The sequence below is a fragment of the Halalkalibacter akibai JCM 9157 genome, assembly GCF_000513135.1.
Taxonomy (GTDB): Bacteria; Bacillota; Bacilli; order Bacillales; family Bacillaceae_D; genus Halalkalibacter; species Halalkalibacter akibai.
This window is the reverse complement of sequence record NZ_BAUV01000005.1, coordinates 106,228-118,176: the sequence shown is the minus strand read 5'-3', so window position 1 is coordinate 118,176 and position 11,949 is coordinate 106,228. Positions and strand designations below refer to the sequence as shown.

General features: G+C 37.5%; 10 protein-coding genes, 3 tRNA genes and 1 riboswitch. Of the genes, 7 read left to right on the top strand and 6 right to left on the bottom strand.

Features of this window, described 5'->3' with window-relative positions:
• Positions 1-58: 58 nt before the first annotated feature.
• Positions 59-391, bottom strand: coding sequence for a peptide-methionine (S)-S-oxide reductase (locus JCM9157_RS04935; protein ID WP_035662766.1), 333 nt, complete (start codon positions 389-391; stop codon positions 59-61).
• An 88-nt stretch (positions 392-479) separates the two neighbouring features.
• Positions 480-594, bottom strand: a riboswitch (SAM riboswitch).
• Between the two features lie 167 nt (positions 595-761).
• Here JCM9157_RS04935 and JCM9157_RS04930 point away from each other — a divergent pair.
• Positions 762-833: transfer RNA gene (locus JCM9157_RS04930), tRNA-Gln, on the top strand.
• A gap of 104 nt (positions 834-937) precedes the next feature.
• Here JCM9157_RS04930 and uvsE read toward each other — a convergent pair.
• From uvsE to JCM9157_RS04915, 3 genes are all read right to left on the bottom strand, one after another.
• Complete coding sequence (gene uvsE, locus JCM9157_RS04925; RefSeq protein ID WP_035662765.1) at positions 938-1,891, bottom strand: UV DNA damage repair endonuclease UvsE; 954 nt, start codon at positions 1,889-1,891, stop codon at positions 938-940.
• A gap of 148 nt (positions 1,892-2,039) precedes the next feature.
• The gene (locus JCM9157_RS04920) at positions 2,040-3,827 is read right to left on the bottom strand and encodes a methyl-accepting chemotaxis protein (RefSeq protein ID WP_035662763.1); all 1,788 of its coding nucleotides are present in this window, start codon (positions 3,825-3,827) and stop codon (positions 2,040-2,042) included.
• Between the two features lie 2 nt (positions 3,828-3,829).
• Positions 3,830-5,887 carry an efflux RND transporter permease subunit gene (locus tag JCM9157_RS04915; protein ID WP_035662761.1) on the bottom strand — a complete coding sequence of 686 codons (2,058 nt, stop codon included), beginning with the start codon at positions 5,885-5,887 and terminating at the stop codon, positions 3,830-3,832.
• A gap of 156 nt (positions 5,888-6,043) precedes the next feature.
• On the opposite strand from JCM9157_RS04915, the gene JCM9157_RS04910 reads away from it, so the two are divergent.
• Together JCM9157_RS04910 and JCM9157_RS04905 are read left to right on the top strand one after the other, a co-directional pair.
• Positions 6,044-6,613 carry a TetR/AcrR family transcriptional regulator gene (locus JCM9157_RS04910; RefSeq protein WP_035662760.1) on the top strand — a complete coding sequence of 190 codons (570 nt, stop codon included), beginning with the start codon at positions 6,044-6,046 and terminating at the stop codon, positions 6,611-6,613.
• Between the two features lie 96 nt (positions 6,614-6,709).
• Positions 6,710-6,781 (top strand) — tRNA-Gln (locus JCM9157_RS04905).
• A gap of 100 nt (positions 6,782-6,881) precedes the next feature.
• Here the strand turns inward: JCM9157_RS04905 and hprK are convergent.
• Positions 6,882-7,817 carry an HPr(Ser) kinase/phosphatase gene (hprK, locus tag JCM9157_RS04900; protein ID WP_035662758.1) on the bottom strand — a complete coding sequence of 312 codons (936 nt, stop codon included), beginning with the start codon at positions 7,815-7,817 and terminating at the stop codon, positions 6,882-6,884.
• 232 nt (positions 7,818-8,049) lie between these two features.
• On the opposite strand from hprK, the gene JCM9157_RS04895 reads away from it, so the two are divergent.
• Positions 8,050-8,121, top strand: a tRNA-Gln gene (locus tag JCM9157_RS04895).
• Positions 8,122-8,482: 361 nt separating this feature from the next.
• Here the strand turns inward: JCM9157_RS04895 and JCM9157_RS04890 are convergent.
• Positions 8,483-8,902 carry an organic hydroperoxide resistance protein gene (locus JCM9157_RS04890; RefSeq protein WP_035662757.1) on the bottom strand — a complete coding sequence of 140 codons (420 nt, stop codon included), beginning with the start codon at positions 8,900-8,902 and terminating at the stop codon, positions 8,483-8,485.
• 204 nt (positions 8,903-9,106) lie between these two features.
• Between JCM9157_RS04890 and JCM9157_RS04885 the strand changes: the two genes are divergently transcribed.
• The 3 genes from JCM9157_RS04885 to JCM9157_RS04875 all read left to right on the top strand — a co-directional run bounded on the left by JCM9157_RS04885 (position 9,107) and on the right by JCM9157_RS04875 (position 11,922).
• Positions 9,107-9,589, top strand: a complete 483-nt coding sequence (locus JCM9157_RS04885; RefSeq protein ID WP_035662755.1) for a glutathione peroxidase — start codon at positions 9,107-9,109, stop codon at positions 9,587-9,589.
• A 15-nt stretch (positions 9,590-9,604) separates the two neighbouring features.
• A complete protein-coding gene (locus JCM9157_RS04880) occupies positions 9,605-10,057 on the top strand; it encodes a MarR family winged helix-turn-helix transcriptional regulator (RefSeq protein ID WP_035662754.1) in 453 nt (150 codons plus the stop codon).
• A 164-nt stretch (positions 10,058-10,221) separates the two neighbouring features.
• Entirely contained in the window at positions 10,222-11,922 is a 1,701-nt protein-coding gene (locus JCM9157_RS04875) for a DUF6612 family protein (protein ID WP_035662752.1), read from the top strand.
• Positions 11,923-11,949 lie beyond the last annotated feature (27 nt).

Here is an 11,949-nt window from a genome sequence, read left to right as displayed (position 1 = left end):
GAACAAGGACTAGTTCACTCTTTTTATATGAACTAGTCTTTGTTGCACTAAATTCTAGCTATGAGGATAGCTGACCCACTGGGATAATATCAGTCATAACGTTACCTACCTGAAGCCTCAAATTCACTTTTTTCTGCTTAGCAACTGTTAATTGACGAAGATTTGAAAAGAATATAAGAGACTGGCCTTCTGTAGTTGTTGGATCATGAAGATCGAAAAACAGATCTACTAACTGCTGATAAGAGACCTTCCAAGGGTCAAACAAAATTTCAACGATCTCAATATTTGTTCTTTTTACTTGCCTTACTTGAACATGATCAATTCCACGAAATCCGGTAATAAACGCTTCTTGACTAAAAAATCCACTTGCCCCAAACACTGCTCTTTCCATTTCAATCGCTCCTTTGAGCGATAAGCCTTCTATCCAATTTAAAAAACCTCTCTTTGTTTAAAGAGAGGTTTGTATATGACATACGTCGCTCTCATCTTTCAAAGGTAAACACCTTTGCAGGAATTAGCACCGTTCAAGTCAACGTTTGACTTGATGGTTGCCGGGTTTCATCGGGCCTGTCCCTCTACCACTCTGGATAAGAAGTTTATCGCTATTCATTTTTTATTTTTTCTTTATTGGTTCTTATAGTAACAAGTGCACAACTTAATTTCAAGCTATTTTTTCAAAATATTCATTTTTCACGTGTATTTTAACTAAAGAAATCTCAATGCATAATTAATCTAACAGTTAACCATAATAAAAATATTGTTGGGCTATCGCCAAGCGGTAAGGCAACGGATTTTGATTCCGTCATGCGTTGGTTCGAATCCAGCTAGCCCAGTTTACATGAAAAGATCCTTTTCCTATTTAGCTTAGGACAAGGATCTTTTTTGATTTCTATTTTCATTTGTTTTCATTTGTTTACCCTAACCTCATTCACTCCACTTACAACTCTATCCCCCCACCAGTTATTCGTTTAAATCCTCGTACTTTGCTTAGCTCTTCAACTAATTTCAATGATGCTTTATCTTTCGCTTTCGCTTCGACCATGATATCTGCTGATTTCCCGTATGCTTTTAATGTTTTGATAAACGGCATGGCAAACTCCAATTCAACATAATCAGCATGGGCTCGATGTAATTTCTCTGATTTAGGAGAGGACAAGTGGAATTTTGGTGGCTTCCCAGTCCTTTCCCAAGTGGCGAAAATTCGAGGTAGTAGCTCCTCAACAGTTTCATTTCCAGGGTTGGCCCAGTGGTGATGATAATCGAAAACGAAGGCAAGATTGTGCTGTTCGCACACTCGTAATGTTTCTTCTGCTGTGTAAGTTTTATCATCATTTTCAAGTGTCGTTTGCCTGCGAATATCCTCATCAAGCTTCGGGAAATTTTGGTTAAACCTACGTATAGCCTCTTCCTTATTTCCGTAAGCACCACCTACATGGATATTCATGGATCCATTTTTATGTAAATCCATTGCCCTAAACATGTCATAGTGATAGGTCATATCAATGATCGCATTATCTGTTATGTGATCCTGCGGACTTGTGAACAATGTATATTGGTTTGGGTGGAAGCTTACTCGTAAATGGTGTTTTCGAACCATCTCTCCAATTTCTTTAAATAGATGTTTAAAAGGAGTTACATAATCCCATTTAGCCTCTGGATGTGTAGCAAGTGGTACAAGTGATGAAGACATTCGATAAACATCAATACCATGAGCAATATTGTAGTGTAGGATGCGAATGGTATTTTGTAGATTTTGTTCTGTAAGGTAGTATAACTTTTCCTTTCGACTATCCTTATCTTGTTTCTTCCAATTCGTAAACGTTAACGTCCTAGAAGGCGAAGCTTCCCATAAAGAAAGTGCTGTTGAGACGTATCCAAACCTGAGTTTCATCGTGTCCTCCAACCTGTGAGTATAGATGCCTGTAGTTTGTGTCTTTTCAGATCACTTCATTCAAATGCGGTGTCTAGCTTTTCATATATCAAAAAAGCAGCACCTGAAAATACTATTCAGGTACTGCATGTTTAACTCTATTTAGCTTTTATAGAAACAAGTTCTTGAGACGTTCCCAGAAACTGATTTCGCCTTCTTCTTCAACTAAAACCTGTTCTTCCTCTTCTTCGACTTCAATCGAGTCTGTTTTGAGAATAAATTGAACAGAAGAGATATTCGTATTTTTTGCGGAAACAAAGGATACAGGTTCAAAATCGGATTTGTCGAATTCGTTCATCATGGCATCTATTTCTTCTTGCATTTTTTCTGGTAAATCGTTTGTAGCATCAGCTAATTCGGCTGTGCCATCCCTAAGCTCTCCAACACCGCTACGTAACTCAGATGTGCCTTTTGCGACTTCTCCAAACCCTGAGGCAATTTCACCGTAGGAGTTTGCAAGCTGGCCAACACCATCTGTGTACGAAATGAGTCCACTATGAAACTGACCATAGTTTTTGGCTAGTTGACCTATTCCCGCTTCTAGCTCTGCTAATGCGTCTAATCCGTCCATATTTTCCATTGCGGTAGAGATTCCACTAGCCATTGAACTTAATTGGCCGCTGATCTCTGTGACCGCATCGCTTGTTCCTTCTAACGTTGCACTTACCGCCATAAACGCTTCTTTAACATTGTCATACGTTCCTTTGGCCGTTTGTGCCGCCGCATACACTTCAACTAAACGAGCAATTGTTTCTTGGTTCGCTCCACTTGCATACAGTTGCTGAATGTCTTCTTCAGACACTGTGGCAGTTGGAATTTTATTAATAGTATCATTTAATGCGGAAAACGCGACCGAATAGTTTTGATTTAATTTCGTTAAACCACCCGCTACCTCATTAAGGCCACCTGCGATTTGCGACAGTCCAGCTGGTAATTGCGCTAAATCACCTAAATCCATTTCACTTGATGAACCATTAAGACCCTGATGTAACATCCCAAGTGACTGGTCAATTGTACGCGAAGCTTGAATGATTTCAGCAGAAGCATTTTTTATTTCATTCATTCCTGCTTGATATTGACGTGAGCCAGAATTCAAGCTTTGAACACCATTATTTAATTCTGAGACACCTGTGTTTAAGTCAGATACACCATTATTGATCTCTTGAATCGCGTCACTTAAAGTTCGCATTTCACCTGTCATTTCATCTGTTTCTAGGTGGTCAAGAGCCATAGATAATGGAATAGCGGCGATGTCGATTCCTTCCATTTCAAAATCAACGACATCAGCTAGAAAACTGATTTCACCCTCACTATCCGGCATGACGGTATATGTTAACTGTCTTTTTTTCCCGACATTTGCAATGTTAGCATCAGGTGCTTGGATATTGCTGATAATCTCGGTATTTAAAGTAAGAGAGATTTGCATTGTATAGTTTTCAAAAAATAACGAGTCTACTTGTTCATTTTCTGATGTATGGATCGTTAAAAGTAAACGCCCCTCTTGCCCTGCTAAATCCTCTGGTAGAATCTCTTGACCGTCAAGCACGTAAGAGATTTCAATATTCCAAGGCAATTCACGGTCAGCCGCCATGTTCCCTTGATAATAGAACCAACCTGGTGAAGCCTCTAGCTTTACCTCATCACCATCCTGCTCAATGACAGTTAGGTCCGTTAAATTACGAACTTCCGTATATTCTCCATAATCGATAATGGACCCAGGTTGCTCAACTTCCAACATATTCACGACATATAATTCATGTAGTGCCCCATTTGCACTTAAACTTCCATATACAACTTCATCTTTGGACGTAGCTTCCTCATTTACGCTGGCGTTTCCGATTTGATAAGGAAAGACGAGGAGCGTCGCTAAAAATACGCTTGTTACTTTCTTTTTCATTGTTAGTCCTCCCTAAAGAAGTTTGCTTTTACCGTTGTTTTTCCAATTACTTTATCGAACACAAAAAGCACTGCTGGCAGGAAGAATAGAACCATGATAAAGGCGAGTAACGCCCCTCTTCCAAGTAGTAATCCAATTGATGCAACAATCGGATTACTAGACGTGATCCATAAAATAAAGCCGACACACGATAAAATGGCTGCTGATATTGAAATCGAGAATGTCTTCTCATTTAAAGTTTTCATAATCGCTTGCTTGGCAGGCATTTCTTTGCGATTCTCCAAATAATCTTCGCTTAAAAGGATCGCATAATCGACTGTTGCTGCAAGCTGAACGGTACTGACGACCAAATATCCAACAAAGACTAATGGTGTGTCTGTAAAATAAGGCATAGATAAATTGATCCATACGGCTGCTTGGATCGTTAATAGTAAAATAACTGGAAGAGAAATTGATTTAAATGTAAAAACCAATACCATTCCAATAGCTACAATGGTTAAAATGTTCACGACTACATTATCTCTTGTAATCGTCGTCTTCATATCATACAAGGCGACACTTTCGCCGAGCGCCAGTGCTTCTTCACCGTAATAAGATGCGGCTATTTCACGAACCGTTTCAACGACTTGGAAGGCAACATCTCCTTCGTTATCTGTCTCTGTATAAAGGATGATTTGACTGTAATTCTCCGAATGAAACTGCTCTGTAATTGACGGATCCAAATATTCTGGTGGAATCGCCGGACTAACCGCTTGATTATAAGAAATAACATTTGTGACGTGCTGAACTTCTTCTAAATCTTGTTCCATTCTAACTTCGCGAGCGACATCCCCTTTTGGAACAAGTAAAACAATTGGATTTGTTTTACCGAATACCTCATCCATCGCAATAATGTCAGTGCCAAGACGGGTTGCCTCTGGGTGCTCCCCACTTCCGTATATAAATTCGGTTTCTTGTTGAGCTAAGAAAATAGGTACGAGCAAAACTAACACAACGAGTATGCTAATGATTCGTACTTTCATCACACCTTTACCAATAGGAAAAGTGTTTGGCACGAAAGGCTTGTGCTGTGTTTTATCAATCCATTTATAAAACAATACCGTTAAGGCTGGTAAAAACACCATTACACTTATAAAACTTAGGACAATCCCTTTTACTAAGTTAACTCCTAAATCAGCTCCAATTTCAAACTGCATGAACGTAAGTGCTAAGAAACCGAAGAAAGTCGTTGCTGCACTTGCTGCAATTGCAGGAAACGATTTTTTGATCGCAAGTTGCATCGCCTCTTCTGGACTTGCCGTTTTATCTCGGTAGTGGGCAAAACTATGAAGTAAGAAAACCGCATAATCTAACGAAACCGCTAGTTGTAAAATAGGACTAACCGATTGCGTTACGAAAGAAATCTCGCCAATAAAAATATTCGTCCCTAAATTAATGAGAACAGATACTCCAATAGCTGTAAGGAAAAATAGCGGTTCAACCCATGAAGTCGTAGAAATCACTAGAATAATGATAATAAGCGGAACTAATAACAAAGCTGCATATATGGCTTCATTGGCAGCCATACTTTGCGCAACAGCTGTATCGGCTGCTTCTCCTGTCAGTGCATTTTCCTCACCGATCAGTTCATAAATAGCTCCTGTAATCGCTACTTCATCCCCTTCTCGTACGGTCAACGAAAAGAGGGCATTATTGTCCTTATAGTAACTCTCAACTAACTCTTTTTCTGCCATCTCTAAAGGAGTTTTCAAATCTAACACTTGATCGAGCCAGACCACGTCTGTTACGCCGTCTAGCTCCTCGAGCATTTCTTTATACACAAGCGCCTCTTGTACAGACACATTCCGAATCATCACTTGTGCATTCGATAGAGGGATAGCAAATTCTTCTTCCATCACCTCAACCGCTTTGGTCGATGGGGTATTCTCTGGCATATATTCACTCATATTGTAGTTAACCGATACAAAAAACTGGGCAATTGCACTAACTACAGTTAAAAGCATAAAAACAACTACAATTGACTTTTTATATTTCATTATTTTTGAAGCGATGTCTAGCATGACTGAACAACTCCTTGAATCATAACTAATGTCTAAGTATAATGACACAGTGTAGGATAATCAACAAACAGTTCAATATCTTTTGTTACATATCCAACACTTAGCATACGATGTGATGGTTTTGTAACAAATCGTCAAAAATAGAGGTGATTTTACATGAGTTCCAAAATAGACAGACGAATTAAATATACACGGCTTGCTCTAAAAGATAGTTTCATGAAACTTATGCAAGAAAAACCAGTAACGAAGATTACCATTAAAGAAGTGTGCGAATTAGCAGATATTAATCGCTCAACATTCTATTCTCATTACACAGATTTATATGACCTTCTTAACCAGATCGAGGATGGCATCATTGAAGACCTCAACCAAACCTTGTCCTCCTTTAACTACACAAAAAATGAAGAAGCCATTCAAATGACAGAAACCTTGTTGGAGTATCTAGTAAAAAATAATGAAAGCTCGCAAACCTTATTCAGCGAACATGGCAACCCTGAGTTCCAAAAGAAAGTCATGATGCTAGCCCATCGACATTTGATAAACTTTTTAATTACAGACAGGAATAATCTTTCGTTTAACGCTGAATATTTAAGTTTGTTCATTGTAAACGGCAGTATTCATGTGATTCAACATTGGCTGAAAAACGGATTACAAGAATCACCGAAAGAGATAGCTGAATTGATTATTACGCTTGCGGACCGAGGACTGTCGCCTTTTCAGGGGTAATAATTAGGTGCCTGACCCCCGACGCGTTAAAGCGCTAAATTCATGTGCGAAAACCATGCATAATTTATTTAAAAGCAGCCATAATAAAAATATTGATGGGCTATAGCCAAGCGGTAAGGCAACGGACTTTGACTCCGTCATGCGTAGGTTCGAATCCTGCTAGCCCAGTTAAGAACTAGTGGAAAAGAGAGCATCCCTGAGTTAACAGGAGTGCTCTCTTCTTCTTGTCTAGACAACTTTATTCTAATGTCCGTCCCTCTGGCGCAATTCATTCATTTTCATTACGGGCAAAATCCGCCTCGATTCTTCTCATGAATTCCTCAGCAGCGCTATATCCTGATTGTCTCAAATACCAGTTGTTCGCCGCTGCTTCAATCAAACCTGCTACATCACGTCCAGGCTGAAGTTGAATTTCAATAGAAGGAACTTTTACACCCATGTATTCGGTAAAAGAGGGTTCGTGTTCAAGTTCATTATTTAATGCATCTTTTTGCCACTTCGTTAAATGAATGTCTAATGAGATTCTTGTTTCGTCTTGAAATACTTTTCGTCCATACATACGAACGACATTTAATAAACCAATGCTACGAAGTGCCAAAAATTCCTTTGTCTTTTCATCATGGGTACCTAGTAAAGTTCGTGGGCTCAGCTTCTTTAAAACGACGAGATCATCAGACACTAGGCGATGTCCACGACCTATTAAAGTATGAGCAATTTCACTTTTCCCAACACCAGATTGGCCACGAAGCAAAATTCCAACTCCAAACACATTCAGACAAACCCCATGTATTGATATTTCTGGTGCGAGATTTTTTAATAGAAAAGCATCCAACATAATGACAAATTCTGATGTTGTCTCTACTGTGTTTGCTACTAATAAAGGGATCCCCTCTTCTTTACAATAATGGGTTAGATACGTAAGCCCTTCTTCACCAGCTGTTACAATGAAACATGGTGGATGATAATGAACAATATTTCCAATTCGAACACTACGTTCGTCATTCGTCAACTTATGTAAATAATTTATTTCTTTTCTACCTAATATTTGAACTCGTTCTGTCGGAAAAAAATCAAAATGTCCGACAAACTCCAAACCAGGACGATGCGCTCGTGATTGAGTAATCGTTTTATGTAACTGATCCTCGCCAGTTAATACTTTCAATGAAAACTTATCTACCAAATCTGCTACAGTTAATCTTTTCACTATTCTACTCCCCGCCATCATTGCCTATATAATTCTTGTTCCTACCTTATTAAACATATATCTTTCATGATAAGATACAATTAAGATTATTTCCAATTGAAGCTATTTTAAGCATAAGAAGCGGTCTTAAAAAGGGGTCTGACCCCCGGTGCTTTAAAGTGCTAAATTCTTGTCTCAACATTAAATTCTATATGCATAATTTATTCAATAGCAGGCATAATAAAAATATTCTTGGGCTATAGCCAAGCGGTAAGGCAACGGACTTTGACTCCGTCATGCGTAGGTTCGAATCCTGCTAGCCCAGCTTTTACATGTTTATCAAAAGCATACGCAGGCAATTTTATATAGAAGATATACAACTCAAGAAAACCCCGCCTGGTAATTAAACCAAACAAAAAACTCTGATTGAACTATATTGTTCAATCAGAGTTTTTTGTTAATAAAAGGTTAGCTATCGGACACTAGGGGCCTTATATAGGAAGAAAAAACACTTTTTAGTATGTTCACGGACACACAGGGCCTTATCTTCTATAAATATCATCCATTTCACACCCGGTCAGCTAAATAAAGGCTCTACAGTCCTCTTGCAGCATAAAATCACCCTATCTTAAGTAAATAAGAGCTCTCTTGTCCGCTCATTAGATATCGTAAACTCACTTATAATCTTATACAATTTTAAAACTCACTTCAATATTCCCTCTAGTTGCATTTGAGTATGGACATACTTGATGAGCTGCTTCCACAAGTTGATAAGCAACTTCTTTTGTTGCCCCCTCTATTTCCACTTCAAGCTCAACTGCAAGTTTAAAACCATTGTCTGCACCTTTCAAAATTGAAACAGTAGCTGTTACGGCAGTTGCTGTCACACCTTTTACCTTTTGGGTACGAATGATAAGATTTAAAGCTGAATCAAAACAAGCCGAGTAACCAGCTGCAAATAATTGTTCAGGGTTTGTTCCATATCCGCCTGGTCCACCTAGCTCCTTTGGCGTTTTCAAATCTAAATCTAGCACATTGTCTGAAGAAACGACTCTCCCCTGTCTACCACCCACTGCAGTTGCACTTGCTTTGTATAATACTGTCATTTTACATTCCCCTTTTTTGCAAAATTAAAATTAAATCGTGCACGTCTTAATCTTAAGCGATATAATTTTCGCTGTCAATTTTTTCTCCTCTTCAATTACTTTAATTTAACCTTGAAAAACCTATTTAAATCGTATACGATTAAATCATAAACGATTAATATTTCCGGAATTTAAACTTTTATAATTTGATAGGGGGATACCGTCATGAAAACTGTATATGACTTTGTTGTAAAGAAAACCAATGGTGAGGACAAATTACTAAAGGAGTTTGAAGGCAAACCGTTACTCATTGTAAATACTGCAAGTAAATGTGGATTGTCTAACCAATTTAAAGATTTGCAGGAACTTTATGATAAATACAAGGATGAGGGATTAGAAATTCTCGGATTTCCTTGTAATCAATTTAATAAACAAGAATTCGATGATATTGATGAAACCACTCAATTTTGTCAGTTAAATTATGGAGTAACCTTTCCGATTTTTGCAAAAATAGATGTAAATGGAGAAAATGAAGACCCACTATTCACCTATCTCAAAGCTCAGAAAAAGGGTGTCCTTTCAAAAAATATAAAGTGGAACTTCACAAAATTTCTAGTCGATAAAAATGGAAAAGTTGTAGAACGCTATGCACCAACTACCGAACCGAGTAAAATAGAGAATGAAATCAAAAAACAATTATCACTGTAAAAAAGGATGAGCACTTTGGATGACTTTTTCACTTTAGAAAATCAACTCTGTTTTTCAATTTACGAAACAAGTAGTCAATTTAATAAACTATATTCGAAAGTACTTCACTCCTTTGGCCTCACCTATCCTCAATATTTAGCCTTATTAGCACTTTGGGAGAAAAACGGCTTGACCGTCAAGGAATTGGGCGAGCGTATAAATCTAGGTACAGGAACCTTAACGCCCATGATTAAAAGGATGGAAGCCAATGGCTGGGTGAAAAAAGAGCGTTCTACCGTTGATGAACGTAGAGTTTCTATTTTCCTTCAATCAAAAGCATTAGAAGAAAAATCAGCTATTTTAGAAAAGATTGCTACCGAGGTTAATTCATGTAACATCGAATATGAAGAATACGAAAAATTAATGAATCAATTAAACCTTCTTCATAAGAAATTAAAGCAACAGAATGAGTCTTTGAGTAAAAATTAATCGCACGCGTAAAGCGTTTCTCTCCCAATCTTTTTAGGAGTAGAAACGCTTTTTTCTTGATTAACGTTCTTCTCTATGCCTAGAGTTGACAAACGAATTACTGATTGAAATCTATCCTATAACCAGTTACCCTTAATAATAGAAAAATATTTTTGGGGGTATATGTGAAAAACTTTCGTTATTATTTAACTTTTATATTTATAAGCAGTTTCATTATTAGTGGCTGTAGTCATTCAAATTTAACTGCATCTGAAGTGATGGAAAACTCGATTGAAGCTATGACCGGTAAAGAAGAATTTGGCTTCACACTAGAATCTCACGCCGAAGAAAGTGATGGACAAACACTTGCCATAAATAGCAAAGGGCAAGTACAACATGACCCACGTACTGCGCATATAACATTAAAAAGTGATTACGATGATGGTGAGTTAGTAGAAACAGAAGTGTACCTATCAGAAGATGCGATTTACCACAAAGGCACTTCAGGAGAAGAGGAAGAATGGATTAAGAGCTCCTTTCAACATACTCCGCCAACGCCACATGAACAGCTTAAGGTTATTAATGAGTTTGTTGACTCCTTCACTTTCACGGAAAACGATGACCATTATCATTTTGCTTTAACAAACTATCAAGAGGGATTGGACACATTAGCTTCAACAATTTTCCCTTTTTTTCATGTAAGTGACCACCCTTTTGTTGAAATGATCTTTTATGTGTATCGTCAAGAAGGTATTTTAAATCACCTTACCTATGAATTCATAATTGATAAACAATCCTCCATACTCGTTTCAGAGTCTATTGAACTTCTGCTGGATATTGGTGACGATTTGGTAGGAAATGAGACAACATTTACGGAGCAACTTCATGTTACATATGATTTTTCTAATAGAGTTGAAGAGATTCAGATTCCTGAAAATATTATTAATAAAGCAATGTCTTACGGGGAATATATTTTTGCTGACAGAGAATTAGAAACAGAAGAAGTTCCTACTGAAACAAAGGGGATTTCGGATGGCAATCATTTCAACGGCGCTAACTTTACAACAGATGGTGAGTGGATCTATTTTGCCGACGACTTTTCTAACGACGGCATTTACCGGATAAACAAAGCAGACATTGACAATGGAATAGAAAAAATTTCTGATGTTAGTGCCTCAGATATTAATGTAACTGATGAGTGGATTTATTTCCATGATTCAACAGACGATTTTCATGTTTATCGAATGAAAAAAGACGGATCAGGGCTGGAAAAGATTCTTCATACTTATACAATTGATTTACGGGTTATTGATAATATCATCTATTATAAAAATTTTGCCGGTACAAATAATCGTTCGTTATTTCAGGCGAAACGTTCTGGTGCGACTACTACTACTTTTACACTAGTAGATCATTTATTTCGTTATACGGTTCATCAAGATGATGTTTTTTACTTAACAGATGATTTTCAATTATATAGAACTGACCTTGACCCCAAAGATAAGTCAAGCTATCTATTAACGAATCACCTTGTTGGTATGTTCCAAGCAGAAGACGGCTACATTTATTATGAAAATCTTAATGATGGAAATACGATTTACCGCACGCCTACTGATGGTTATGGTTTTGAAAAGCTTACAACAGATGAATCACAAGGATTTAATGTTTCAGATGACAGCATCTATTTTACGAATGTCTCTGACAATTATGCGTTATATAAACTCGACTTAAACACTCTTGATTCAATTAAAATGGATGAGAAAGGTTCATCCATTCATGTGATTGATGATCTTGTTTTTTACCAAAAACACATCACCAGTTTTGAACTTGGTTGGTTTGTTATTAACAAAGATGGCTCAGATGCAAGACAATTGTTCTTTGACTAGCACGACAAAGGCATTTAGGAGAACATT

What these genes read in the sequence shown, in the direction of transcription:
- JCM9157_RS04935 (WP_035662766.1), bottom strand. Translation starts at nt 391, where the DNA reads ATGGAAAGAGCAGTGTTTGGGGCAAGTGGATTTTTTAGTCAAGAAGCG.
- uvsE (WP_035662765.1), bottom strand. Translation starts at nt 1,891, where the DNA reads ATGAAACTCAGGTTTGGATACGTCTCAACAGCACTTTCTTTATGGGAA.
- JCM9157_RS04920 (WP_035662763.1), bottom strand. Translation starts at nt 3,827, where the DNA reads ATGAAAAAGAAAGTAACAAGCGTATTTTTAGCGACGCTCCTCGTCTTT.
- JCM9157_RS04915 (WP_035662761.1), bottom strand. Translation starts at nt 5,887, where the DNA reads ATGCTAGACATCGCTTCAAAAATAATGAAATATAAAAAGTCAATTGTA.
- JCM9157_RS04910 (WP_035662760.1), top strand. Translation starts at nt 6,044, where the DNA reads ATGAGTTCCAAAATAGACAGACGAATTAAATATACACGGCTTGCTCTA.
- JCM9157_RS04890 (WP_035662757.1), bottom strand. Translation starts at nt 8,902, where the DNA reads ATGACAGTATTATACAAAGCAAGTGCAACTGCAGTGGGTGGTAGACAG.
- JCM9157_RS04885 (WP_035662755.1), top strand. Translation starts at nt 9,107, where the DNA reads ATGAAAACTGTATATGACTTTGTTGTAAAGAAAACCAATGGTGAGGAC.